25 protein-coding genes and 1 riboswitch are annotated in these 25,945 nt (G+C 59.3%); of the genes, 12 read left to right on the top strand and 13 right to left on the bottom strand.

What is annotated here, in order from left to right; genetic code table 11:
• Positions 1-174: 174 nt before the first annotated feature.
• A complete protein-coding gene (locus BFV97_RS15950; RefSeq protein WP_069301395.1) occupies positions 175-828 on the bottom strand; it encodes a peroxiredoxin in 654 nt (217 codons plus the stop codon).
• 208 nt (positions 829-1,036) lie between these two features.
• On the opposite strand from BFV97_RS15950, the gene BFV97_RS15945 reads away from it, so the two are divergent.
• On the top strand, positions 1,037-2,209 hold the full coding sequence (locus BFV97_RS15945) for a lytic murein transglycosylase (protein WP_069301394.1): 1,173 nt from the start codon (positions 1,037-1,039) through the stop codon (positions 2,207-2,209).
• Here BFV97_RS15945 and BFV97_RS15940 read toward each other — a convergent pair.
• The 3 genes from BFV97_RS15940 to smc form a co-directional block, all read right to left on the bottom strand.
• The gene (locus BFV97_RS15940) at positions 2,206-2,634 is read right to left on the bottom strand and encodes a hypothetical protein (protein WP_069301393.1); all 429 of its coding nucleotides are present in this window, start codon (positions 2,632-2,634) and stop codon (positions 2,206-2,208) included. The two genes, BFV97_RS15945 and BFV97_RS15940, sit on opposite strands and share 4 nt — an antisense overlap.
• Positions 2,634-3,971, bottom strand: coding sequence for a GMC oxidoreductase (locus tag BFV97_RS15935; RefSeq protein WP_083225692.1), 1,338 nt, complete (start codon positions 3,969-3,971; stop codon positions 2,634-2,636). Before BFV97_RS15935 ends, BFV97_RS15940 begins: the two co-directional genes overlap by 1 nt.
• 162 nt (positions 3,972-4,133) lie before the next feature.
• Positions 4,134-7,589, bottom strand: a complete 3,456-nt coding sequence (gene smc, locus BFV97_RS15930; RefSeq protein ID WP_069301391.1) for a chromosome segregation protein SMC — start codon at positions 7,587-7,589, stop codon at positions 4,134-4,136.
• 197 nt (positions 7,590-7,786) lie between these two features.
• A riboswitch (cobalamin riboswitch) is annotated at positions 7,787-8,006 on the top strand.
• Between the two features lie 38 nt (positions 8,007-8,044).
• Between smc and BFV97_RS15925 the strand changes: the two genes are divergently transcribed.
• From BFV97_RS15925 to BFV97_RS15915, 3 genes are all read left to right on the top strand, one after another.
• Entirely contained in the window at positions 8,045-8,227 is a 183-nt protein-coding gene (locus BFV97_RS15925) for a CbtB domain-containing protein (protein ID WP_069301433.1), read from the top strand.
• A gap of 202 nt (positions 8,228-8,429) precedes the next feature.
• Positions 8,430-9,107 (top strand): CbtA family protein, encoded by a 678-nt coding sequence (locus tag BFV97_RS15920; protein WP_069301390.1) that lies wholly within the window; start codon positions 8,430-8,432, stop codon positions 9,105-9,107.
• A gap of 3 nt (positions 9,108-9,110) precedes the next feature.
• Entirely contained in the window at positions 9,111-9,593 is a 483-nt protein-coding gene (locus BFV97_RS15915; RefSeq protein ID WP_069301389.1) for a hypothetical protein, read from the top strand.
• A gap of 34 nt (positions 9,594-9,627) precedes the next feature.
• On the opposite strand, the gene BFV97_RS15910 is transcribed toward BFV97_RS15915, so the two are convergent.
• Entirely contained in the window at positions 9,628-9,978 is a 351-nt protein-coding gene (locus BFV97_RS15910; protein WP_083225691.1) for a DUF1636 family protein, read from the bottom strand.
• 76 nt (positions 9,979-10,054) lie between these two features.
• Between BFV97_RS15910 and cobW the strand changes: the two genes are divergently transcribed.
• From cobW to cobN, 3 genes are all read left to right on the top strand, one after another.
• Complete coding sequence (gene cobW / locus BFV97_RS15905; protein WP_069301388.1) at positions 10,055-11,146, top strand: cobalamin biosynthesis protein CobW; 1,092 nt, start codon at positions 10,055-10,057, stop codon at positions 11,144-11,146.
• A complete protein-coding gene (locus BFV97_RS15900; protein WP_069301387.1) occupies positions 11,143-11,595 on the top strand; it encodes a GNAT family N-acetyltransferase in 453 nt (150 codons plus the stop codon). The genes cobW and BFV97_RS15900 overlap by 4 nt, the downstream gene beginning before the upstream one ends.
• Positions 11,596-11,667: 72 nt before the next feature.
• Entirely contained in the window at positions 11,668-15,396 is a 3,729-nt protein-coding gene (cobN, locus tag BFV97_RS15895; protein ID WP_069301386.1) for a cobaltochelatase subunit CobN, read from the top strand.
• Here cobN and BFV97_RS15890 read toward each other — a convergent pair.
• The gene (locus BFV97_RS15890; RefSeq protein ID WP_069301385.1) at positions 15,387-15,770 is read right to left on the bottom strand and encodes a VOC family protein; all 384 of its coding nucleotides are present in this window, start codon (positions 15,768-15,770) and stop codon (positions 15,387-15,389) included. The two genes, cobN and BFV97_RS15890, sit on opposite strands and share 10 nt — an antisense overlap.
• Positions 15,771-15,850: 80 nt before the next feature.
• On the opposite strand from BFV97_RS15890, the gene soxR reads away from it, so the two are divergent.
• Positions 15,851-16,315 (top strand): redox-sensitive transcriptional activator SoxR, encoded by a 465-nt coding sequence (gene soxR, locus BFV97_RS15885; RefSeq protein WP_069301384.1) that lies wholly within the window; start codon positions 15,851-15,853, stop codon positions 16,313-16,315.
• Between the two features lie 36 nt (positions 16,316-16,351).
• On the opposite strand, the gene BFV97_RS15880 is transcribed toward soxR, so the two are convergent.
• The 7 genes from BFV97_RS15880 to BFV97_RS15850 are packed head-to-tail and all read right to left on the bottom strand — an operon-like array spanning position 16,352 to position 21,654.
• A complete protein-coding gene (locus tag BFV97_RS15880; RefSeq protein ID WP_069301383.1) occupies positions 16,352-17,215 on the bottom strand; it encodes a lysophospholipid acyltransferase family protein in 864 nt (287 codons plus the stop codon).
• On the bottom strand, positions 17,215-17,481 hold the full coding sequence (locus BFV97_RS15875; RefSeq protein WP_069301382.1) for an HPr family phosphocarrier protein: 267 nt from the start codon (positions 17,479-17,481) through the stop codon (positions 17,215-17,217). Before BFV97_RS15875 ends, BFV97_RS15880 begins: the two co-directional genes overlap by 1 nt.
• 14 nt (positions 17,482-17,495) lie before the next feature.
• Positions 17,496-17,891, bottom strand: a complete 396-nt coding sequence (locus tag BFV97_RS15870; protein ID WP_069301381.1) for a PTS sugar transporter subunit IIA — start codon at positions 17,889-17,891, stop codon at positions 17,496-17,498.
• Positions 17,892-17,914: 23 nt separating this feature from the next.
• A complete protein-coding gene (gene rapZ / locus BFV97_RS15865; protein ID WP_069301380.1) occupies positions 17,915-18,802 on the bottom strand; it encodes an RNase adapter RapZ in 888 nt (295 codons plus the stop codon).
• A gap of 32 nt (positions 18,803-18,834) precedes the next feature.
• Positions 18,835-19,272 carry an HPr kinase/phosphorylase gene (locus BFV97_RS15860; RefSeq protein WP_069301431.1) on the bottom strand — a complete coding sequence of 146 codons (438 nt, stop codon included), beginning with the start codon at positions 19,270-19,272 and terminating at the stop codon, positions 18,835-18,837.
• 10 nt (positions 19,273-19,282) lie between these two features.
• Entirely contained in the window at positions 19,283-20,890 is a 1,608-nt protein-coding gene (locus BFV97_RS18520; protein ID WP_245667769.1) for a sensor histidine kinase, read from the bottom strand.
• A 59-nt stretch (positions 20,891-20,949) separates the two neighbouring features.
• The gene (locus tag BFV97_RS15850) at positions 20,950-21,654 is read right to left on the bottom strand and encodes a response regulator transcription factor (protein ID WP_069301379.1); all 705 of its coding nucleotides are present in this window, start codon (positions 21,652-21,654) and stop codon (positions 20,950-20,952) included.
• Between the two features lie 343 nt (positions 21,655-21,997).
• Here BFV97_RS15850 and BFV97_RS15845 point away from each other — a divergent pair, with 343 nt between their 5' ends.
• From BFV97_RS15845 to BFV97_RS15830, 4 genes are all read left to right on the top strand, one after another.
• Positions 21,998-23,602, top strand: a complete 1,605-nt coding sequence (locus BFV97_RS15845) for a phosphoenolpyruvate carboxykinase (protein ID WP_069301378.1) — start codon at positions 21,998-22,000, stop codon at positions 23,600-23,602.
• Between the two features lie 66 nt (positions 23,603-23,668).
• Positions 23,669-23,968 (top strand): DUF1294 domain-containing protein, encoded by a 300-nt coding sequence (locus BFV97_RS15840; RefSeq protein WP_069301430.1) that lies wholly within the window; start codon positions 23,669-23,671, stop codon positions 23,966-23,968.
• A gap of 314 nt (positions 23,969-24,282) precedes the next feature.
• Positions 24,283-24,936, top strand: a complete 654-nt coding sequence (locus BFV97_RS15835; protein WP_069301377.1) for a DUF1007 family protein — start codon at positions 24,283-24,285, stop codon at positions 24,934-24,936.
• A complete protein-coding gene (locus BFV97_RS15830) occupies positions 24,921-25,835 on the top strand; it encodes a nickel/cobalt transporter (protein WP_083225689.1) in 915 nt (304 codons plus the stop codon). The genes BFV97_RS15835 and BFV97_RS15830 overlap by 16 nt, the downstream gene beginning before the upstream one ends.
• Positions 25,836-25,945: the final 110 nt, after the last annotated feature.

The following is a 25,945-nucleotide window of genomic DNA, read 5'->3' as shown; positions in this document are numbered from 1 at the left end:
TAGAGATCCCGGCCAACCAGCTGGATCACACAGATGTTAACTGTCTCTATAAGCCACAGTTGAAAAGGGCGCAAACAGGGGATGACCGCAGGGTTTGGGATTTTTCCACCCGTAAACGGCCAAAGCCGTGAGGCGTTGCACGGCAGGTGGACCCGCCGTGCATAATGACGCGCGTTATGCTGGCAGTTTGGTTTTGCGCAGGTAAGGCAGAACAGTTTCAAATTCGCCAAATTTCTTTTTGGCATCCTCGTCTGAAACGGCCGGCGGAATGATCACATCTTCGCTGGTTTGCCAGTTCGCCCCCGTTGCAACCCCGTGTTTCGCCGTGGTTTGCAGCGCATCCAGCGCCCGCAGGATTTCGGCAAAGTTGCGTCCCACTGTCATCGGGTAGGTCATCGACAGTTTCAACTGCTTGTCCGGTCCGATGATAAAAACAGAACGCACGGTTGCGCTATCCGCAGGGGTGCGTCCATCGGGCAGATAGGCTTCGGCTGGTAACATATCAAAGGCTTTGGACACCTCCAGCCCCTCATCCGCGATGATCGGGAAACCCGCTTTCGCACCAGAGACTTTCTCAATGTCTACTTTCCATTTCTTGTGGTCCGGCACACCGTCCACAGACACGCCCATCACTTTGGTGCCGCGTTTTTCCCATTCATCGGCCAGTTGCGCAACGGCGCCGAATTCCGTGGTGCACACAGGGGTAAAATCTTTCGGGTGGGAAAAGAGGATCGCCCAGCTGTCGCCAATCCAGTCGTGAAAGTCGAACGTGCCCTGATCCGTCTCGGCGGTGAAATTCGGCACAACATCGTTAATACGCAAACCCATGGTCTTCTCCTGTGATTTGGTTCGTTTGATTACAGTTAGGGATGCCGCAAGGGAAAGTTCAAGGCTGAAACGCACAAAGTGATGCCCCTGCCTGCTGCTTTGCTGTCTTTTGCCGACAGATGCCGCGCAGTGCGATTGTGCTTGCGTTGCGGGGGGTGCCTGTGTTCCTTCGCGTCAAATTCTCACCCGTTACAGGATGGACTGCTTTATGAAATACCTTTTGGCAACCGCGCTGATCTCAACCCTCGTCACCCCTGTTTTTGCCCAGTCCTGTGGCGGTTCGTTCAGCAGTTTTCTCTCTGGCGTCAAAGAAGAAGCCGTCGCCAAGGGTCACAATCCCGCCAAGGTGGATCAGTTTCTGGCCCATGCGCGGCAGGATCAGAAGGTGATTTCTGCGGATCGTGCGCAGGGCGTGTTCAAACTGGACTTCACCGATTTCGCCAAACGGGTCATCAGTGCAAACCGCATGGCCAAAGGTAAGGCGAACCGCCAGAAATATGCCTCTGTGTTTGACCGCATCCAGAAAACCTACGGGGTTGATCCGGCTGTCATGCTGGCGTTCTGGGCGCTGGAGACCGATTTCGGCGCGGTGCAGGGGGATTTTAACACGCTGAACGCGCTCCTCACCCTTAGTCACGACTGCCGCCGCCCCGAACTGTTCCGTCCGCAGATTTTCGCAGCCCTGACCCTGTTTGAACGGGGAGATTTCTCGCCTGCCAAGACCACAGGCGCTTGGGCGGGGGAAATCGGCATGGTGCAGATGCTGCCCAAGGACATAATCGAACGGGGGGTAGACGGGGATGGTGACGGGCATGTGTCTCTGAAAACCTCCGCCGCGGATGCGCTGATGTCCGGTGCCAATGTGATTTCCCACCACGGATGGCGCCCGAACGAACCGTGGCTGGTCGAAGTCACCGTGCCCCAAACGCTCGATTGGGCGCAGACCGGCCTGCACACCAGCCGCAGCGTGTCTGAATGGGCCGCCGCAGGTGTCAAAGCGCGCGGCGTGACCATGCCAAACGGCAGCTTGCAAGCCTCTCTGTTGCTGCCGCAGGGCCGCAAAGGTCCGGCGTTTCTGGCCCTGCCGAACTTTAAGGTTTATCTCGAATGGAACCAGTCGCTGGTCTATGTGACCACCGCTGCCTATTTCGCGACCCGCCTTGCCGGCGCACCGCGTTTTGACGAAGGCTCCCCCGAGCCGGGTCTGTCTGATAGCCAGATGAAATCCCTTCAGAAAAAGCTGAAGGCGCGCGGGTATGACGTGGGCAAAGTAGACGGAATACTGGGGGCGAAAACCCGCGATGCCGTGCGTCAGGAACAAATCCGCCTTGGTCTTCCTGCAGACGCTTGGCCCACCACCGGATTGCTCTCAAAGCTCTAAAGCGGCGCGTTAAAGGCCGAAAGCTGATTGGAACAGGGCGCACCATGAGGGTCGAAAAAGCCGGTATACTCCACCGGCTCGCCTGTTTCTCCCGCAGCAATGACAGTGCTCGACATGGCGAAACGGTGGATCATAAAGGCCTCAATCCAGTCCGCGCCGTCATAGCCTTCGGGCAAGCCAAAGACCCCATCCATGGAATAGAGCGTTTGCGCAGAAGGCAGTTTGGTCTCTCTGCGCAAAAATGCATCTGCTTCGGCAAGAAACGGTTCAACGACCTCGGACGGCAGATTTCGCCCGTAAACCCGCCGCAGCGCTGCGCGTCCGATTTCAACAAACCCTTGCGGGCGAAAGGTGAAAGCTGCAAGCCCTGCGGCAGCGACGACAGCCCCACCGGACAGCAAAAGGGTTCTGCGAGAGACACTCATCACACCGCCCTCCCCGCACGCAAGGACAGGGCCGACAGGGTCAGAGTCGGGTTCGCCGCCGGTCCGGTCGGGAAGGCCCCCGCCCCGAGCGCCAGCAGGTTGCGCACGCCGTGACATTTTAACTCCGGATCAACCACCGAGTCCGCCGGATTAACGCCCATCCGGTGCGTCCCCTGAATATGATCCTCTGAAATCAGTCGCGGGCTGACGACCTGTCCTTCGATGTCAAACGGCAGGATGTCCGGCAGTTTCGCTACCGCCGCATCCAGCGCCTTGAACCCGTAGTCTGTATGCCCGCCCCATTCTGTCACGACTTCGCCGTCCCGCAACACCACGCGGTTGTCGGCAACGGGCAAATCCTCGGCAATCAGTTTCAGGAGCATCCGTTCTGTCCAGCGCCCCGGCTCGGCCCGTAGCGCAGCGGGGGCGTTGTGGTTCTCCATCAGTATCGCGCCGTAGTCCGACCTATGCGCCCCGTCATAAAGATCGTAACCGTGTCCGGTAATCGACGTGCCACCGTAATAGTTCCTTTGCCCCGCTCCGAGGTCCAGCAAAACCGTCACCGCAACCTGTTCGTGCAGATACCGGCCCAGCGCAGCAGATCGCACACCCGATCGCAGCAGGATGCCCGCATTCCAGATTGCATTGGTCCCCAATGCCACCAGATCGCCTTTCAACAGATGTTCAGCACCTTTCGGATCACGCACCAGAACCCCTTTTGCCACCGATCCGGCCAGATCAACGGCCCGAACCTCACTGTCCAGCAACAGAAAGACGCCTTCACGGGCAAACAGATCAACGCTGTTTGGGACCGAGAATTTCGCATTTACCGGACATAGATTGCAAATCCCGTTCACACAGCACTGCGCCCGCCGCCCGCCATTTGAACGGGCACTCGGCTGGGCAAACCAGTTGCGCGAATGAGCCTGCAACGCCATATCTGTCCGGCTCGGGGCGTGGGGCGGAAACGGGAAGGCCGTGCTGCGGGGCAGGATATGATCCGATCCCCCGCCGGAGATTTCCATCAGCTGTTCCACTTCGCCGTAAAGCGGCTCCAATTCGTCATAGCCCAAAGGCCAGTCCATCCCGACACCGTATAGACTGTTCAGCCGGAAATCATTGGGGTGAAATCGCGGCGTGCAGGCCCACCAGCAGTTTGAATTGCCCCCGAACAGCGTATGCGCCTTCCAGTGCTTGCGATAGCCGGAACGGTTATCGACGGGAATTTCCTCATCCACAAGGATACCCTGCTGCAACTGGTCGGCGTGGGGCTGGATGCTGCCTTTTTCCACCACCAGAACCCGCAGGTTTTCGGGCAGGCCGCGCAGAAAGAACATCGCCGCAAAGCTTGAGCCTGCGATGATTACATCCCATGTCTGCGCTTTGGCTTGCGAAAGGGTTACGCTGCTGAAAATGGCCGGCTCCTGTATTGGTGGCTGGCCAAATTAGAGTCTATCTCTGCGGCCACTGCAAGGGCGATCAGAACGACACGCGCCCTGTCACCCCACCAGACGTTCAGCCTGTTGCAGATCGACACTCACCAACTGGCTGACACCAAGCTCCGCCATTGTGACACCAAACAGCCGGTCCATCCGGCTCATGGTGACGGCGTGGTGGGTGATGATCAGGAACCGCGTATCGGTGCGGCGGGTCATTTCATCCAGCAGGTCACAAAAGCGCGTCACATTGGCATCATCCAGCGGCGCGTCCACCTCGTCCAGCACACAGATCGGTGACGGATTGGCCAGAAACACCGCAAAGATCAGGGACAGCGCGGTTAGCGTCTGCTCGCCGCCGGACAGCAGGCTTAGGGTGCTCAGCTTTTTGCCGGGGGGCTGGCACATGATCTCCAGCCCTGCCTCCAGCGGATCGTCGCTTTCGACAAGAACGAGATTGGCATCGCCGCCGCCAAACAGATGTTTGAACAACAGGGAGAAATTGCTGTTTACCTCGTCAAAGGCAGCCAGAAGCCGTTCGCGCCCTTCCCTGTTCAGGCTGGCAATGCCAGAGCGCAGGGTCTTGATTGCCTCTTCCAGATCGGCCTTTTCCGTGACCAGCGTGTCCCGCTCTTCGGTCACTTCTTTGGCGTCCTCTTCAGCCCGCAGGTTCACCGCACCAAGGGAATCCCGCTGGCGGCGCAAGCGGGCCACATCGTTTTCGATCATCTGCACGGGGGGCATGTCTTCGGGATCGGCCTGCAAACGTTCCAGCAATCTTTCTGGCGAGATTTCCAACTCCTCGCGGATACGATCCGCAGCGGTGTCCACCTGAACGCGGGCTGAGTCGGCAACGGCATCGGCACGGGCGCGGGCTTCGCGGGCCTCGGAAGCGGCTCTCTCGGCGTCCCGCTCGCCCTGTTCGGCCTGTCGCAAGTTGGTTTCCGCCACCGCCAGCGCGTCAGACGCGGCCTTTACCCGCTCCTGCGCCTTTTCGATCTCGCGGCCCAGTTCTTCGCGCTTGGCGCGGATTTCGTCCGGCGCTGCTGTAGCGTCTTTCAGCTCCTGCTCGGAGGTTTCCTTGCGGCTGGCAAGCTCTGCAATACGGGCCTCTGCGGTTTCCAGACGGTGCCGCCAGCCGCTGACTTCTTGTGTGATCTCCTGACGGCGCTTGACCCGCGCCTCGCCGTCACGGCGCTGTTCGTCGTGGATGCTGCGCTTGGTCAGCATGGTCATCCGCGCCGCCTCAACCGCTACCTTTAATGCCTCAACCGTTTCCCGCGCCGCATCTAGATCGCCAAGTTCGCGCACGGCGGCTTCGGCCTCTTTCACGGCTGTGGTCGCGGCCAGGGCTTCTTCCTGCAAACGGGCCAGCGTCTGGGTCAGGGTTTCGACACGCCCTGACAGCATATCACGATCTGCCTCGGCGCGGCTCATGGCGCGGGTGGCGCTGTTGGCGGTTTCATCCGCTACCTTGCGGGCGCGGCGGGCTTCCTGATCGGCGGCAATTGTGTCTTGCAACGCGGCATGGGCGGTTTCAAATACCTCCCGCGCGGTGGCAGCAGCTTGCGCGGCAGACTGATGGGACTCGCGCAGATCTTCGAGCCTGTTGACCTGTTGCAACCGCAAAGCTGCCGCCGTCGGCGCGTCATCGGCACCCGCACGGTAGCCGTCCCAACGCCACAGATCGCCCTCGACGCTCACCAACCGCTGGCCCGGTTTTAACGCGCCCTGCAAGGCCGCGCCCTGCTCCCGCGCGACAACGCCGGTTTGCGACAAACGGCGCGACAGAACATCGGGCGCAGTCACGTATTCCGCCAGCGGGTTTGCCCCTTGCGGCAGCGCGGCGGCAGCTTCGTAATCGGGCATTTGCGCCCAACCGGACACACCCGCGGGCCCCACAACCGGAGCCTTCAGATCATCCGCAAGCGACGCCCCCAGCGCCGCCTCATAGCCCTTGCGCGCACGAACCTCGTCCAGCAATTGCGCACCGCCCGACTGGTCCCGCGCGATCACCCGCTCCAAAGCGCCCACTTCGGCGTTCAGGGCATTCGCCTCCCCTTCAGCTTCGGACAGGGCGGCGCGGGCATCGCTGTCGCGGGCTTGTTCCTCGGCGCGGCGGATTTCGATTTCGCCCAACCGTGCTTCAGCCCGCAAAGCCGCTTCCTGTGCCACGCTATGGGTTTTGCTGGCTTCGGACAAACGCGCCTCGGCCTGTGCCAGACCCTCTTTGGCCTTGGTCACTGCTTGGGCGGCGGTTTCCGCCTGTTCTTCACGTTTTTTCTGTGCGCCGCGCACGTCCTGCAACAGACGGTGGGCAGACTGGTGACGGGCCGCAAGACGGGCCACGTCTTCGGTGTGCCGGTCCAGATCCGCCTCTTTTTCCTGCATCACAGCCGCAGCGGTTTTGGCCTCGGCTGCTGCTGTTTCGATCCGTTCTTCCTGCCCTTCAGACGCTTTAAGCAGGGCCTCCTGCTCCCAGTCGAGCCGCTTGATGGTTTCTTCCGCATCGCGGTTCAGGCCGGTTTCGCGGTCAATATCCTTGCCAAGCTGTTCGATCCGGTTTTGCAAGGTTTCAATCGTCGCCCGCGCACGGCTCTCCTGATCCCCGAGCGCATCCCGCTCTGCGCTCAGCCGTTGCAAGATGGCCCCCGCGACGGTTTCTTCTTCGCGCAACGGCGGCACCTTGCCTTCAAGTTCCTTGCGCAGCGCCGCAGCCTTGGCCGCACCGCCCTGCCCTGCCGCTGCAAGCTGTGTCGCCTGTTGCAATTGTTCCACTGCCTTGGCAAGCGACTGGTCCGCCTCGCGCCAGCGACGATAAAGCAGCAGCCCTTCGGACTGGCGCAGCTCTTCCAGAATGGCGCGATACCGTGCCGCCTGCCGCGCCTGTCGTGCCAGCGCGTTCAACTGGCTGTCGAGTTGTTCAATGACGTCGTCAAGCCGCGCAAGGTTGCTTTCCGCCCCGTTCAGCTTCAGTTCTGCCTCGTGGCGGCGCTGGTACAGTCCGGAAATCCCCGCAGCCTCTTCCAGCACACGGCGGCGGCTTTTGGGTTTGGCGTTGATCAGTTCGGAAATCTGCCCCTGCCGTACCAGTGCAGGGCTGTGCGCACCGGTAGAGGCATCGGCAAACAGCATCTGCACGTCCCGCGCACGGGCTTCCTTGCCGTTGGTCTTATAGGCCGATCCCGCATCCCGCGTGATCCGGCGCACCACCTCCAGCGTGTCCGCGTCATTAAAGGCCGCCGGTGCAAGCCGCTCTTTGTTGTCGAGCGTCAGCATCACTTCTGCAAAATTACGCGCCGGACGGGAGGCCGCACCCGCAAAGATCACATCCTCCATGCCACCGCCCCGCATGGCGGTCGGACGGTTTTCCCCCATAACCCAGCGCAAGGCTTCCAGCAGATTGGATTTGCCGCAGCCGTTCGGCCCCACAACCCCCGTCAGCCCGTCCGAGATGATTAACTCGGTCGGGTCCACGAAGCTTTTGAAGCCGGTCAGACGGATTTTGGAAAACTGCAACGGGCCAGCCTTGTTGATTCTTTATGAACCGCCAAAATCTGGAACGGCGGCTTTCGAGTCAACCGCCTTCCCCTGCATTTGGGCCGCCCGTCAAAGTTATCCACAATATATTGCCAATGCGGGACCGGTATGGCGCGGGCTGCCGCAGCTTTCGTCCATCCTGTCGCAAAGCAGCTTGACCTGCCCCCCCGATTGCGGTCAAAAAGAAAGGGCAAGGTTCCCCACTAAGGCGCGAAGCGTCGGGGATTAATTGGGAATGTGGACAGGGCGGACCGAACTCCGGGGCCCGACGCCACAACCGCCCCCGCGACTGTGTGCGGAGAGCGATGTGCAAACAAGCCACTGGGTGTTTCCGGGAAGGCCGCACAATCGTTACGACCCGCGAGTCAGGAGACCAGCCCGGCACCGGACCTTAACCCATGCTGTCGGGAGTGGCGGCACAAGGAGACCAATATATGAATACTCAAGCAAAAGTCGCAGTAAAATCCCAAGCCCGCGTTGGCAGCAACATTCTTGCAATCGCCTTTGCCGCCTTTGTCGGCGCAGGGCTGATCGCAATTGCAGGCCATGTGCAGGCGACCACATTGCACGATGCCGCCCATGATGTGCGTCACGCCACCGGCTTTCCCTGCCACTAAGCGTGCAGCGGCGCCGGATCACCGGCGCAACTCACAACATCAATCCGACAGGATAGCCAGCGCGCAATTGCGTACTGGCTTTCGGTGTATGCGTCGCGGTGAACCTCTGGTCCTGCGCGTACTGCCGGTCTGCGGATTCCAGTAACAGCTGCAAGCGGATTATCCCGAGCGGGACGATCCTTGTGGCATCTATGGATTTATTATGCTGACCCGTATTCTGACCACGGCGATTTTCGCCGGATTTATCACTGCTTTCGCCGCTGCCCTGTTGCAGTTCCTGCTTGTCCAACCCCTCCTGCTCCACTCCGAACTGTTTGAAAGCGGCGTGATGCAGCATTTCGGCACATCGGGTGCCGGAACCCCTGCCCATACGGAACTGCCGGGCTTTGATCCCCTGCGCGACGGGCTGAGCGTCCTGTTCACCGCCGTGATCTACACCGGCTATGCGTTCCTGCTGGTGGCTGGCATCGCACTCGCCAGCGAACAGGGCCACGAAATCACACCGCGCAGGGGTATTCTCTGGGGCATCGCCGGCTTCGTTGCTGTTCAACTGGCCCCTGCGATGGGTCTGCCCCCCGAACTGCCCGGTGCCGCTGCTGCGGATGTGGCTGCACGGCAGGTCTGGTGGTTTGGCACGGTTGCGCTCAGCGCGCTTGGCCTGTGGCTGGTGGCCTTTGGAAGATCTCCGGTAATCTGGGCGGTGGCACTGCTCTGTCTTGCGGTGCCTCATATCATCGGCGCCCCCGAACCGGATGTTTTCACCGGTCCTGTGCCCCCTGAAATCGCCGCACATTTCGCAGCCCGTGCGCTTGGCGTGGGCTTGGCAAGCTGGTCAATCCTTGGCATGCTCGCAGGCTATTTCTGGAACAAGGAAGCCTGAGCCATGCGCAATCCGATTGCCTTTCTCGTCATTGGCCTGTTCTTTGGAACAGGCATCGGGTTCCTCTGGGCGGCGTCCCAGGGGATCACATTGGACGGGCACGACCATGCCACCGGCCACGGCGCGACCGGAGCGCATGATCACAGCGCGATGCAGGCTCTTAGCGTGGCGGATGACGGCACGGCCCCGACACTTGGCGCGGTGCTGCATCCCGATTCTGTTTCAGGCTTCAATCTGGAACTGACAACGCAGAACTTCACCTTCACGCCGGATGCTGTGAACGCAGCGGATACCCCCAACACCGGCCATGCGCATATTTATGTGGACGGCGTAAAACGCGCGCGGCTTTACGGCAACTGGTTCCACCTTGACGATCTGACACCGGGGGATCACGTAATTGCCGTAGAGCTAAACGCCAATTCACACAGCCCGATCCACGTCAACGGCCAACCCGTGCGGGTCGAATTGCAAGTTAACGCCCCATGAGCCCGCTGACATGCCCAACCCCGACAGGTGGAGCCTACGCCGGTATTCGCCCGATCAGACAGAACCGCAACCGGCCTGCGGGCCGCGCATCCTCAATCCAGCCATCGCCAGATTGTGCATACAGTCGCGCAAAAGCCGCAATATCGCTGCGATCCGCCACGGGATCGACCCCCGCAAACAGATACGCCGCTTTGCCGTCTGCCCTGAATGACAGGCTGTTCGGTTTGGCACAGGCGGACAGGCAGTCATGGGTTTCCACCGTAAAATCCTGCAACAAAGGGTCCGCTGCAAAACTGTCCCGCAGCGCTTTGGCCAGTTCCGGTCCGGCAAAATCCGCCTCGCCCTTGTTCCGGCACGTGGCGCAAACAATCACCCTATGGCGCACAGCACTCTCCCGCGTTAGACCCGTTCCCGACGTCGCATAGCGCAAACCCCATTCACCAACAACAACGGATCATTCCATGCCCGCTAAAATCCCCGCCACAGTCGTCACAGGTTTTCTGGGCGCAGGCAAAACAACCCTCATCCGCCACATGCTGCAAAACGCCAATGGCAAACGCATCGCGCTGATCATCAACGAATTTGGCGATCTTGGCGTGGACGGAGACATCCTCAAAGGCTGCGGCGATGAAACCTGCACCGAAGACGATGTGATGGAACTGTCCAATGGCTGTATCTGCTGCACCGTGGCCGATGATTTCATTCCCACGATGGAAAAGCTGCTGGAGCGTGAAAACGCCCCCGATCATATCGTGATCGAGACCTCCGGCCTTGCCCTGCCCCAACCGCTGGTCCGCGCCTTTAACTGGCCGGAAATCCGCACACGTGTGACGGTTGACGGTGTTGTGACTGTAGTCGACGGCAAAGCCGTAACCGAAGGCCGTTTCGCCCATAACGTGGCGGCGGTGGATGCGCAGCGCGCAATGGATGAAAACCTTGATCACGAAACCCCGCTGTCCGAATTGTTCGAAGACCAGATCGCTTGTGCCGATATGATCGTTGTGAATAAGTCCGACCTGCTGTCCGACGATGAATCCGCCAGCCTTGTGACCAAATTGAAATCCGAGAGTCGCGACGGCGTGCAGGTGGTCAAAGCCTCTATGGGTGCGCTGCCCGTTGACGTGTTGCTCGGTCAGGGGATCGGCGCAGAGGACGACCTCGACGCCCGTCACGAAATCCACCACCATCACCATCACGATGAAGACGACCATCATGACGACGATCACCACCACGATCATGCGCACAGCCACGAGCACAGCCACGGTCACGACGAGTTTGAATCCTTCGTGGTTGAGCGGGCCGAAATCACCGACCCTAGCGCCTTTGCCAAGCAGGTTGCCGATGTGATCCGCCAGCACGACATCCTGCGCCTCAAAGGGTTTGCTGCAGTGTCGGGAAAACCGATGCGCCTGACCCTTCAGGCGGTTGGTCCCCGTGTGGACACCTATTTCGACCGTCCCTTCACGGCCCAAGAAACCCGCACAACCCGCCTTGTGGTGATCGGTGAATCCGGTCTCGATCAGGCGGCCATCACCACGGCCCTCAACGCATGAGCCTCACCGTTCTAAAAGGCGATCCCCGCAGCCCTGAAGCAACCCGTTTGCTTCAGGCCAGCCACGCATTAATGAACGAACTCTTCCCCGCCGAGAGCTGCCATTATCTGGAAATCGACGATCTTTGCACGCCGCAAATCACCTTTCTGGTGGTAAAGGACGGCACCGACACCATCGGCTGCGGGGCGCTGGCCAACAAGGGCGGCTACGGCGAACTCAAGTCCATGTTCACCACCCCGGAGGCCCGCGGCAAAGGTGCCGCCGATGCGCTCGTCTCGGAACTGGTCAAAATCGCGCGGAGCCAGAACCTGCCACTGGTCCGGCTTGAAACGGGGGATACGCTGACCGCTGCACAAAAGCTCTACCAGAAGCACGGGTTTACCTATTGCGGACCCTTTGGCGACTATCCCGACCACCCCGCCAGCCTCTTCATGGAACGCAAAGTTTAAGCGGCTCTCCCGCTTCAATGTTCCACAAATACTCAAATCCGGCCCCCGCGCCAAACACAGGCCCTGCCCGATATGCACCTATTGAACGCCCAGCCCGGCACGATTGACGACAATGAACCCGTAGATCTGGGCCAGACCCCGGCCGATGTGGTGTTCATCTCTGCCGCTGATACCGAACTGGCCGGCCTGTCGGAAGCACGTGCAGAACTGGCCGACGCCCCGACCCTGCGGCTGGCCAATCTGACCCACCTGCAACACCCGATGTCTGTGGACCTGCACATCGAAAACTGTGCAACAAAATCCAGACTGGTCATTGCGCGATGCCTTGGCGGTACAGGCTACTGGAAATATGGGCTGGAACAATACGCCATACACCTCGGGCAGCAGGGCATTCCCTTTGCCGCGCTCCCCGGAGATGACAAACCGGACGAGGACCTCTGGCGGCTCTCAACCGTCCCGCGCGAGGATTGGGAAAACCTCTGGGCCTATATGGTCGAAGGCGGCCCCGAGAATAACGCCAACTTCCTCTCCTACGCCAATGCGATGGTACAGGGCAGCGAAAAACCCGCCCCCGCCAAACCCCTGCTGCGGGCTGGTATCTACTGGCCGGGTGCAGGCATTGCCGACCTCGCAACCCTACAGCAAAGCTGGACACCGGATGCCCCGGTGGTTCCGCTCGTCTTTTACCGCGCGCTGGTGCAGGGCGCAGGGCTGCACCCGATCAACCGCCTGACCAAATCCCTGCTGCGGGCCGGTCTCAACCCCTTGCCGGTTTTTGTGGCTTCGCTGAAAGACCCGATCTCAACCGCAACGCTTGAATCCCTCTTCACCGCCGCACCGCCTGCGGTGATCCTGAACTGCACATCTTTCGCGGTCGGCTCCCCCCATGCCGGTGACGCACCGACGACCAACCCGCTTGCCGCAGCTTTTGCCAACGCAGCGCCGGTGTTTCAGGTGGTCCTTTCGGGCGCTTCCGAAGAAAGCTGGGCCTCCGGTCTGAACGGGCTGTCGGCCCGCGACATCGCCATGAACGTTGCCCTGCCCGAAGTGGACGGTCGCATTCTCTCCCGCGCCGTGTCCTTCAAGGGCGAAGCCTATTTTGACGAAGCCACCGAATGCCCCATTGCCACCTACCGCGCGGTCGGGGACCGGATAGAATTTGTGGCCGAACTGGCGAAAAACTGGGCCAGCCTGCGCCACACCCCGACACAGGACCGCCGCGCTGCCCTGATCCTTGCGAATTACCCGAACAAAGACGGCCGGCTGGCCAATGGCGTCGGCCTCGACACTCCTGCCTCCACAGTGGCGGCGCTAAAGTCGCTCGACAGTGCAGGCTATACCATCCGCAACATCCCCGAAGACAGCGATGCGCTGATGACGCAGATCATGGCGGGCCCGACAAACTGGCTGACCGACCGCGCAGACCGGACGGGCGGCGTGGAAATGTCGATGGCAGACTACCAGATCGCCTATGCCCAACTGCCCTACGATGTGCGGGCACAAATCGAGGACCGCTGGGGCAAACCCGAAGCCGACCCGTTCTACACCGCCGGAGAACTCGACTGCGGGCATTTCGCCCTGTCGATTTTCCACTTCGGCAACGCAGTGGTGGGCATGCAACCCGCACGCGGTTACAACATCGACCCGACCGATACCTACCACTCCCCCGATCTGGTGCCGCCGCATAACTATCTCGCCTTCTACTTTTACCTACGCAACCAGTTTCGCGCCGATGCGATCGTGCATATGGGCAAACACGGCAACCTTGAATGGCTTCCGGGCAAGGCGCTGGCCCTGTCTGAAACCTGTCTGCCAGAGGCGATCCTCGGCCCGATGCCCCATATCTACCCGTTCATCGTCAATGATCCAGGAGAAGGCACACAGGCCAAGCGCCGAGCACAGGCGGTTATTATCGACCATCTGACACCGCCCCTGACCCGCGCCGAAACCTACGGCCCGCTGCGCGATCTTGAAGCCCTCGTTGATGAATACTATGAGGCCGCAGGGGTCGATCCCCGCCGCCTGACCCATCTGCGCCGCGAAATTCTGGCCCTGACTTCGGCCACCGGCATCGACACGGACGCAGGCATGACCTCTGGGGATGAGGAAAACGACCTCGCCAAACTGGACGAATACCTGTGCGAACTGAAAGAATCCCAGATTCGCGATGGATTGCACATTTTCGGCGCCTCCCCCACCGACCGGCTGGAAACCGACCTGATCGCAGCACTGGCCCGCGTGCCCCGCGGCGATGGAACCGGCGGGGATGCGTCGCTGCAACGGGCGATTGCGACTGACCTGACCCTCGGCTTTGATCCGCTGGACTGCGCTATGGCCGAGCCTTGGAACGGCCCGCGCCCGCAACAGTTAAGCGATCTGGATGACAGCCCGTGGCGCACGAATGGCGACACGGTGGAACGTATCGAACTGCTCGCAACCCGCCTGATCACGGGCGCAGATGTCACGGGCCTGCCAACCACGGCCAAAGTCATTGCCCATATCGAAACCCACATCCGCCCCACCGTCCGCGCCTGTGGCCCTGCCGAAACAGAGGGCCTGCTTACAGCACTAAGCGGTCGGTTCGTCGCCCCTGCCCCCTCTGGCGCACCGACACGGGGCCGGATGGACGTCCTGCCTACGGGACGCAACTTTTTCTCGGTGGATTCCCGCGCCGTGCCCACGCCCACCGCATGGAAGCTCGGCTGGAAATCCGCCAACCTGCTGATTGAACGCCACCTGCAAGACTTTGGTGACTGGCCCCGTACCCTGCTGATCACCGCATGGGGCACCGCCAACATGCGCACCGGTGGCGACGACATCGCACAAGCACTGGCGCTGATGGGGGTCAAACCCCAATGGGACAGCGCAAACCGCCGCGTGACCGGATTTGAAATCCTGCCGCTATCCGTGCTTGGCCGTCCCCGCGTCGATGTTACACTGCGGGTCTCGGGCTTCTTCCGCGATGCCTTCCCGCAGCAAATGGCACTGGTGGATTCCGCAGCTCGCGCGGTGATGGCATTGGACGAACCCGCCGATCAGAACCCCGCCGCCGCCCGCCTGCGCGACGAGGCCACCGAGGAAGCCGCCTTCCGCGTCTTCGGTTCTAAACCGGGCGCCTATGGCGCAGGCTTGCAGGCGATGATCGACGAAAGGCTCTGGGCAGACAAAGCCGATCTGGGTGAAGCCTATCTTGAATGGGGCGGCTATGCCTATGGCGCAAAAACCGAAGGCACCCGCGCCAAGGAAGCGTTGAAAACGCGCCTCTCCCAAACCGAAGCCATCGTGCAGAATCAGGACAACCGCGAACACGATCTGCTCGATTCCGATGATTACTACCAGTTCGAAGGCGGCGCAGCGGCGGCAATTTCCACGCTTCAGGGACAGGACCGCCCGATCTATCACAACGATCACTCCCGCCCCGAACGCCCTGTCATCCGCACGCTCGACGAAGAAATCTCCCGTGTGGTGCGCTCCCGCGTGGTGAACCCGAAATGGATCGACGGTGTGAAACGCCACGGCTACAAAGGGGCGTTTGAGATCGCCGCCACGGTTGATTACATGTTTGCCTTCTCAGCCACCACAGGCGCGGTGAAATCGCATCATTTCGATCTGGTCCACGCCGCCTTTATCGAGGATGAAGACACCCGCGATTTCATCAATGACCACAATGCCCCGGCCCTGCGCGAAATCTGCGAAAGGCTGCTCGAAGCCATCGAGCGCGGCCTCTGGACACCAAAATCCAACTCGGCAAAGGCCACGCTCCAAGAGCTTCGTTCGGAACTGCGAAGTGGTCAGCGGTAACTGACCACTTCAAATTCGATCCCGTCGTGATCGTGGAAATAGAACCGCTCTCCGGGTTCGTAGTCATAGTGTTCGCCCGGGGTGAACCCGGCGGCGCGGACCTTGCGATCCACCGCCTGCAAGTCATCCACAACCACCGCCAGATGGTTTAATCCGCCGACTGTCGTATAACTGTCACCGGCGGCATTTTGCGATGTGCCACTGTGATACAGCGCCAGATAGCTGTCTGTCCCGCCCACATGGATGGACCGTCCCGCATCAATCGCTTCGCCCTCCCATCGGATCTTCCAGCCAAATATATCGTCCAGCATCTTCGCGGTCCGTGCCGGGTCGCTTACGGTAATATTTGCATGTTCCAGTCTTACCTCGGCCATAACAGTCTCCTTCTTGATCTGATCGCTTGACAACACTAGGCTACGACCTCAACCTAACTTTAGGTCAAGGAATTTTTTCAATGCCCCCGAAAGTCGAAAAAACCATATCAATCGGTTACTTATCCGAACGGACCGGCGTGGCCGTTTCCGCATTGCGCTACTACGAATCCCAAGACTTGCTGTTCCCCAATCGCAATTCCGGCGGCCAGAGACGCTTTCTGCGGGCCGACATCCGACGCGTCTCGTTCATTCTGATTGCCCAACAGTTCGGATTTTCCATCGCCCAGATCAAACAGCAACTGGACCGGCTGCCACAGGGACGCACCCCGACAAAACGGGACTGGGCAAAGATCAGCACCCATTTCAAAAGCCATCTCGACGCAAAAATCACCGCCCTGCAAGCCATGCGGGACAAGCTGGACGGCTGTATCGGCTGCGGCTGCCTGTCCCTGAAATCCTGCGCGCTCTATAATCCCGCTGACAAGGCCGCCACACGGGGCACAGGCCCCCGCTATCTCTTGGGCGACCGCTCGCAAGACATCTGAACCACCGGCTTCAATGTTCCGGAAATACTCAAACCCTCAGGCCGGTTTCAGATCATAGGTTTTCTGTTTGAGAAACTTCATCAAACCGGGGCCGTCTTTTTCAAAAGACTTCAGATCCTCAGGCGAAATCAGCTCTCCGACGACCACAGCCTGATCCTTGTGCATGGCGTGTTTGATCTCATGCAGCAAAAGCGACTGGCGCAGCGTCACCGACAATTTATTGGCAATCTGATAGGCGCGGCTGTTGGCACCCGGAAAGAACACCGGCAAGACCTGCGCACCGGACTGGCGGATCATTTTCGCGGTGAAGGGCATCCATTCGGGATCTACCACAGGGCCGAACCACGTGTCGCTGGTGGCCACGGTACCGGCCGGAAACAGCGCGATACATCCGCCCTCTTTCAAATGGCTGATTGCTTCCTTGCGCATGCGGATATTGGTCTGGATGGCATCCGGTTCATGGGGGAAGGCCACCGGCAACAGATATTTGTCGATCCGTGGCACATGGCGCAGAAAGGCACGCGCGAGGATTTTATAATCGTCCCGTGCATGGCTCAGAAGATGGGCCATAACGATCCCGTCCACCAGCCCGTGCGGATGGTTGGACACCACAACCAGCGGACCTTCCTTCGGGATATAATCGAGCTGCGCCTGCGGCGTGGTCAGTTTGATGTCCAGCCGGTCCAGAACCGATTTCCAAAAATCCGGATCACGATTTTCGTCCCGCTCCCACTGGCGCACCAGCCACAACAGTTTCAGACGCCCTGTCAGATTCTCGATGACCTGGATCAATATCCGCTTGAGGGGAGAATCGAATGAACCTGCATAAGTAAGCTCCGAGGCCTTATACGGTTCGGTCCCGCCTGTGGCCTCAAGGATCACACTTTGCTTTTCAGTCATCACTTTCCTTCGCCAAAGAAGTCGCCCACGAGCTCACGCAGCGCTTCTGCCAGCTCTTGCGATTGGTTTCCGCTGGTCTCTATCGTAATCTGACTGCCTTTGGAAGCCGCGAGCATCATCAAACCCATAATGCTATCGCCCCCCACTTCCATGCCGTCTTTGGCCACGACTGCCTGCGCATCATAGGCTTCCACCGTTTCTACAAATTTGGCCGAAGCCCGCGCGTGCAGGCCCTTTTCGTTAATGATATCGAGATCCAAACGCACAGAGCACCTTTTCTTTAAGGGATTTGAAGGCCATTACTGGCGTTGATGTATTTCTTGCCGGCTGTAATCGCCTGTTCCACGGCCACATCCAGCGGCAACCGGCGGGATTTGGCGAGTTTTACCAGCATTGGCAGATTGGCGCCATACATGATCCTGCGTCCCGAACCGGAGCAGGCTTTCATGGCAAGGTTGCTTGGCGAGGACCCGAACATATCCACCACCACAACCACGCCGTCGCCTTCGTCCACACGGTCCGCGGCCAAACAAATCTCGTTTTGCTTGGCGTCCCGATCCACCTCAGCGGCGGTTGGAATGGCTTCGACATTTTCCAGCTTACCTAACACATGCTCGGCTGCGGCCAGATATTCCTTGGCCAGCCCCCCATGCGCAACTATCACGATCCCGATCAACCGGATCACTCCTTCACAAACCTTCAGGCGTTTTTGCGCCGTTCCATTTCCCGGTGCCGCTTAGACACCTGCCAACCGTCGGCCGCAAGGGCTTTGGCCAATTCTTCTGTCAGAGCCACAGACCTGTGTTGTCCACCTGTGCATCCCAGCCCGATACTGAAATGCGCTTTTCCTTCGTCACGATAGGCAGGCAACAGCAGTGAGGTCAAATCTTTCAGCTTTGAAAAGAACGGCTCATAGCGGGCATCCCCGCGCACATAGGTCAGCACCTCTGCATCCATGCCGGTTTTACCGCGCAAGGACTCATCCCAGTAAGGGTTGCGCAAAAAGCGGCAGTCCATGACCATGTCCACACCGCGCGGCACCCCCCTTTTGTAAGAAAACGACTGGACCGAAACGGCCAGACCGGTTGAGTTTTCCGCCCCGAACAACTCGCCAATATCCGCTTTCAGCTCGTGAGGCGTCAAAGTCGTGGTGTCGATCAGTATATCCGCACGGTCCCGCAACGGGGCCAGCAGTTCAGCTTCCCGCTCAATACCGCGTGCCGGCGTTTCGGCCAGCGCCATCGGATGACGGCGGCGCGTTTCGGAATAGCGCTGCAACAGACGGTCGGCCTGACAGTCCAGAAAAAGCAGCGAGGGTTCATATTCACTGCTCTGGGCAAAGGCTTCCTGAATTTCAAACACACCGCTGACCGAGAAATCCCGAGTCCGCACATCAATCCCGAGCGCCATAGGCCGCCCGACAGACGGCCCCGTGATCAGACGGTGCAACAGCGCCAGCGGAATGTTGTGGATGGTTTCATAGCCCAGATCTTCAAAGGCGTTGATAGCGGTGGTGCGGCCGGCGCCGGACGGTCCGGTGACAAGAACTACCGTCGTGTTCACATCCTTGATCGGTCTTTCAATCATAACAGCCCAATGCGCGGCGGACCGTCGTGCGCCTAACGCCCATCGACTGGTCCATCACGTCCCAAGAGTAGCAGAATAGATGCCAGATTTGGAATATTGCGCCCCTTTAGCAAGTCAATTCTGCTCCCCATTACGTGAACACTTCGGGGGTGTGGCATTCGCGTCTCGGGTTCGGCTGAAAGATCGACAACACGGCTCAGGCGGGCCGCTTGTACCGCGGGCTGGCGCAGCAATCCGATGCCGCGGGCCTCTATCATCCCGTGCAGCGGGGCTGGTGAGGACATCCAGACCTGACCCGCGCGATGCGTCAGAAGCACCTGATCATCCGCAACCAGATCGGCACCCAGCGCGATCATTTGCAGCGCGAGACCGGATTTACCTGATCCCGACGGCCCCATAATCAAAAAGCCCTGCCCGTTGACTGCAACCGCAGTGCCGTGGACAGGGCTTTTTTCAATCAAGTCGGTCATTGCCGCCGGATCAGACCGGCAGGCCGACCACAAAGCGGGCCCCCAACGGGGCATCGCCGTCTTCAGCATCTTGCGGATGGATGTTCTCCGCCCAGATCACGCCTTTATGGGCTTCGACGATCTGTTTGGAGATCGAAAGCCCCAGACCGGAGTTATTGCCGTAATCGCTCTCGGGGCGTTCGGAATAAAAGCGAGTGAAGACTTTGGTCAGGGCCTCTTCGGGGATGCCCGGACCTGTATCTTCCACCACGACCAACACACGGTTGTCTTTTTCCCGTGCCCAAACCCGCACCGCATCGCCTTCGCCGCAGAAGGACACAGCGTTGGAGATCAGGTTCACAAAGACCTGCGCCAGTCGTGCCTCCATCCCGTCAAAGACGATCGGCTTGGCCGGTGCATCCCAGATCAGTTCCACACCTTTGTCATTGGCTTCATGGCTGTGGAAATCGGAAATCCGGCTGAGCATCAGCGTCAGATCGAAGGGTTCTTCCTCTTCCTTGACCAGTTCCGCATCCAGACGGGAGGCATTGGAAATATCGCTGACCAGACGGTCCAGACGCCGCACATCATGTTCGATCACATCTAGCAACCTCTGGCGGCCATCGCCTTCGGGGGCAATCCGCAGGGTTTCCACCGCAGACCGCAGCGAGGCCAGAGGATTCTTGATCTCATGGGCAACATCGGCTGCAAATTCTTCGTTGGTGTCGATCCGGTCATACAACGCCGAGGTCATGTCCCGCATGGCACGGCTGAGACGGCCGATTTCATCCGGACGCCCCGACAGATCAGGGATTCGCACCCGTGCCGCATCGCCCTGACGCCCTTCACGGGTGGTTCCGGCCTCGGCTGCGCGCGCCAGATCATGGATCGGATTCGCAATCGTATTGGCCAGAACAACGGACAGCACGACCGAGACAACAACCGCCAGCAGGAACAGGCGCAACACGGCCTGTTGTTCCGTATGGATCAACCCGTCCAGATAGCCCGGCTGCGAGGTCAGCACCATCGCCGCCGCCACATTTCCGTCCACCAGAATCGGACGCCCGACCCCCAGCACTGTTTCGTGGCTCTGGGTTGAGGCGCGGCGGATGAGTTCCTGACCGGACAATGCAGCGCGGGACAGTTCGTCCGCGAAGAACTGCTCGGACATGCGGGTATTCCCGCCCCCCATGTTCCGCAAACCGGGAAGCACATCCATCGCGCGGCCCAGCCACGCCAGAATACCGCTGCCCGCCTTGAACGGGCTTGGTCCGCCGTCAACCTGCGCTGCCAGCGCACTGTCACCAAGATAAACCCGCGCGATCAAACCTTCGGATACCGGCAGACCGCTGATCAGGGCGCTGTTCGGCGTGCGTTCATCCAGCAGTCTTGCTTCGATCACGCTGGAATACAGCTCTGATTCGATCAGCATGCTGGTCTGTTTTTCAACAACCGCACCGCCTTTGAACTGGTTAAGATACAACATCCCCACAAGAAGGATGCACAAAGCAATCAGGTTGAAGGTAATAATGCGCCGCGCCAGCGCCGACGTGCGGACGCGCGTCAGATGTTCCAACCCGAAAGAGCGCAGCAAGCCGGAGCCGCCGCGCAATCCGATAGCTTTTGCTATGCGTCCCAACGAAAATCCCCGGCCCCCGCGCGGTTTTTCCGTTATATGTTCGTCCGCCAGCAACGCCATTACTCGGTGTACCGGTACCCGATACCGTAGAGCGTCTCGATTGCCGAGAAGTCGTCATCAACACTACGCATCTTTTTACGCAGGCGTTTGATGTGGCTGTCGATGGTACGGTCGTCAACGTAAACCTGATCGTCATAGGCCACATCCATTAACTGGTCGCGGCTTTTGACAAACCCCGGACGGCTGGCAAGTGCCTGCAACAAAAGGAATTCCGTGACGGTCAGACTGACCGGTTTACCCTTCCATGTCACCGCATGGCGCAACGGGTCCATCGTCAGATCGCCCCGTTCGATCAGGTTTTCATTCGGTGCATCGTCGGTCTTTCCGGCGTCGGAAATTTTGGCTTCCTGACGGCGCAGAATCGCGCGGATCCGTTCCACCAGAAGACGCTGGGAGAAGGGTTTGCGCACGTAATCGTCAGCGCCCATGCGCAGACCGAGCACTTCGTCAATCTCGTCATCTTTGGAGGTCAGGAAAATCACAGGCATGTCCGTTCTCTGCCGTAAGCGGCTGAGCAGATCCATACCGTCCATTCTGGGCATTTTTATGTCGAGCACGGCCATGTCCGGCAGCTCGTCCGTGAAGGCGTTCAACGCCTGTAGCCCGTCATTATAAGTAGAAACATCGTATCCTTCTGCTTCCAGCGTCATAGAGACTGAAGTGAGGATATTCCGGTCGTCATCGACCAACGCAATTCGTGCCATTTTTGCCCTCGATACTTGCCTGCATTATTTTTATAATTACGCTCATTTAGGTTATGCTCGGTTAACGAAGCAAACGGTTTTGGGTTAAGTGGTCTATTTTTCGCCACAATTTTTGCTAATTTTGTCCTTTGAGTCACACTTTCTTAACGTTCGAAGAAAAACTTTTTCGCAAAGTTAACGTTAACTGCGCGGTATTGCCCGCCCCCGAGCCTTCCATTCAAAGACGATGGTGCTATACAAACCGCGGTGCTGGAACGGCACAAAACCATGGGTCCCCAACGACCATAATCGTTAAATTCAAGTGCTGGCCGCGAAACCCGCGCCCGCTTTGAGGAGCATTAATATGGAAGCAGGTCGCGTAAATCCGACCCAGACGCTGGAAAAAACCGGTATTACCGGCGTCGCAACTGCACATTACAACCTGCGGGAATCTGCGCTGATCGAGATTGCGATCAAAAAAGGCGAAGGTGAGCTGGGTCAGGGCGGCACGATTCTCGTCTCCACCGGCAAATTCACCGGCCGCTCCCCCAAAGATAAATTCGTGGTCGACGAGCCATCGGTCAAAGACACTATCTGGTGGGAAAACAACCCGCCTATGGCTGCAGATGCCTTTGACCAATTGCACGCCGATATGCGCGCCCATATGGGGGGCAAGGACTATTACGTGCAGGATCTGTTCGGCGGCGCCGACCCCGACTATCGTGTCAACGTGCGTATGATCACCGAACTGGCCTGGCACTCGTTGTTTATCCGCACCATGCTGCGCCGCCCCGAACCCGAAGAGCTCGACAGTTTCGTTCCGGAATATACCGTGATCAACTGCCCGTCCTTCAAGGCCGACCCAGCCAAACACGGCTGTCGCAGCGATACGGTCATTGCGATCTCTATCGAAAAGAAGCTGATTCTGATCGGTGGCACGGAATACGCCGGCGAGAACAAGAAATCCGTCTTCTCCCTGCTGAACTATCTGCTGCCGGATCAGGGTGTCATGCCGATGCATTGTTCTGCCAACCACGCCAAGGACGACACAGACGATGTGGCAGTTTTCTTCGGCCTGTCGGGCACCGGCAAGACGACATTGTCTGCGGACCCGAACCGTGTGCTGATCGGGGACGACGAACACGGCTGGTCGGACAACGGCACCTTCAACTTTGAAGGCGGCTGCTATGCAAAGACGATCAACCTGTCCCAAGAGGCAGAGCCGGAAATCTATGCGACCACGCAGAAGTTCGGCACCGTGATCGAGAACATGGTTTACGATCCGTTCACCAAAGAGCTGGATTTTGACGATGACAGCCTGACCGCCAACATGCGGTGCGCCTACCCGCTGCATTATATTTCCAACGCTTCGGACACCGGCCTTGGCGGCACGCCGCGCAACATCATCATGCTGACCTGTGATGCCTTTGGTGTCCTGCCCCCGATCGCGCGGCTGACACCGGCGCAGGCGATGTACCATTTCCTGTCTGGCTTTACCTCTAAGGTGGCTGGCACCGAACGGGGCGTGACCGAGCCGCAGCCGACATTCTCTACCTGCTTTGGCGCGCCTTTCATGCCGCGCCGTCCCGAAGCCTATGGCGCCTTGCTGCGCGACCGGATTGCGCAATCCGGTGCGACCTGCTGGCTGGTGAACACCGGCTGGACTGGGGGCGCCTATGGCACCGGCTCGCGGATGCCGATCCACGCCACACGCACCTTGCTGACAGCGGCTTTGGACGGGACGCTGAAGGATGTGGAATTCCGCAAGGATGAAAACTTTGGCTTTGACGTGCCAACTTCTTGCGAAGGGGTTGCAGATGTCCTGCTTGATCCGCGCCGCACCTGGGACAATCCGGAAAGCTATGACCGCAATGCGGCCAAGCTGGTGCAGATGTTCAGCGACAACTTCGCCCAATACGAAGACTATGTGAGCGATGATGTGCTGGCGGAAAAAGTAAAAGCCGGTTAAGCCTGCGCTGACGGTTAATTGAATTGGCCGGAGTCTCTGCTCCGGCCATTTTTTCTTGCGGATGCCATGATAAATTTCTTCCTTCTGCTTGGCGCCTATATGGGCGTGATCAATCTGATTACCTTTGGTTTGTTTCAACATGACAAGCGGCAGGCCGAAAAACGCGGCTGGCGGGTGCCTGAAAATACACTGTTGGCGCTGGCTATTCTTGGCGGATCGCTTGGGGCGAAATGGGGGCAATATGCGTTGCGCCACAAGACCCGCAAACAGCCGTTTGCACTGGTTCTGAACCTGATCCTGATTGCGCAGATCCTGTTGGTCGTACTGCTGGTTATCCCCACCACACGGCAGATGCTGCTGTCCTGAAGGCTGTAGCGGTCAGGTCAAGCGCCCGTCACAAAGACACACCCGCCGCGGTCGAAGCCCTTACCTGCGCGGGGGGGCGCATTTCTTAACAAACCCTTAATTGTGAAGCTTCATATAAGAAGCTTCTATTATGAAGCTTCATTTATGACGCTTCATATTTGCAGGGTGATCAAGCGCCCCTGCCCTATGACTCCGCCCCGGCCCTAGCACCTCTCATCTACGCCTCACCGCCGCCGCCGCACGACCAGCGGTGTTGCGCCTATGTCCTGAACTCTCCGCTTGCCCGTACCGCACAGCCTGCCTAAAATTCTGCTATGAAACGTTTCACCCTTACCGCTCTGCTGGCTCTCACCCCGTTACCGGCTGTGACCCATCCCCATGTTTATGTGGATGCGGGTGTCCATTTTCTGTTTGACGACAATGGAAAGCTGGCCGCGTTGCGTGTGTTCTGGTCCTATGACGAATTTTACTCCCTCCTCCAATTGGAAGAACTGGAACTCGATCAGGACGGCGACGGCACCATCACTGTGGAAGAACAGGAAAAACTCGCCGGTTTTGATACGAATTGGGTCGAAGGCTTTGAAGGCGATCTCTATGTCACCCATAACGATGACGCGGTCGCGCTCGGCCCGCCGCTGGAACCCGGAGCCGCGCTTGAGGACGGTCGCCTGCTGACATGGCACATCCGTCCCCTGCTGAACCGTATCGAACCGTCAGCTGGCGAAACCATAGTCAAAGTCTACGACCCCACGTTTTACAGCGCCTATACGCTCGATCACGGGGTCGAAGTCATCGACAACCCCGCCTGTTCACTGGCCATCACAGCCGCCGATTTACCCAAAGCCTATGATGCAGTCGAAAGCCTGCTCTACGGCGAAAACTCTGCGCAATATGACGGGGATGACAGCTTCCCCGAGGTTGGTGAACTCTTTGCAGATACGGTATTTCTAGAATGCGCATCCTCCTGATTTTCGCCGTTGGAGCGGCGGCGGCAATGCTTCTTTTGTGGATCGGCGGCGGGTTTGACGCCATCGCTGTTTGGGCCGCCTCCATGCAACGGGACTTCCAGAACGCCATGGCTGGTGCGCTGCGCGGTTTGCGTGCGGGAGATCCGGGGGCGACGCTCGGCCTGATGGGGGTCTGCTTTGCCTACGGGTTCTTCCATGCGGTCGGTCCGGGACATGGCAAAATCCTGATCGGCGGCTACGGGTTGGGCGCGCGTGTAGCGATGCTCCGGCTTGCCGGAATTGCGCTGGTGTCCAGTCTGGCGCAGGCGGTTACGGCGGTTGTTCTGGTCTATTGCGGTATTCTGATACTGGGATGGGGCAGCAAACAACTGGTCGGGGCGGCAGAGGATTTTTTCGCCCCGGCAAGCTATGCCGCGATCCTGCTGGTGGGCGCGTGGCTGGTCTTGCGCGGATTGCGCAGGCTTTGGCGTGACCGTCAGCCCCACATTGCCGCCCATGTTCAGCCCCATGACCACACAGGGCACGGCGAAGTCTGCGCCGATTGTGGCCACCGACACGGCCCCACCCCCGAAGAGGCAGCACGGGTTTCTTCGCTGCGCGATCTTCTGGTGCTGGTAGGGGCCATCGCAATGCGTCCGTGCACCGGCGCGATCTTCCTGCTGATCCTGACGTGGCGGATGGGAATTGTGACCGCTGGCATCATGGGCACCTTTGCAATGGCATTGGGCACTGCCAGCGTCACAGTCGCTGTAGCACTGGCTGCCGTGGGTCTGCGTGAAAGCACACTGCAAGGTTTGCGCTCTGCCCCGGTGCTGCGCGTGGCGGTGCCGGTTCTCGAACTTGCGGCGGGGTCAATCGTCGTGATCGTTGCCGCCCAGCTTTTGCGGGCAGCCCTGTAGCGCAGGACCGCTGGACCCACGAGCCGCAACAATCTTACACATTTTGCCGCATTACAGCATTTTTATTGCGTTGCAGCATTGACCCACTCCGGCAGTCCACTTACTTCAGA

The organism is Neptunicoccus sediminis, assembly GCF_001719615.1.
GTDB lineage: Bacteria > Pseudomonadota > Alphaproteobacteria > Rhodobacterales > Rhodobacteraceae > Amylibacter > Amylibacter sediminis.
Note: the sequence above shows the minus strand (reverse complement) of the source record. Positions and strands in the feature narration are given on the sequence as shown.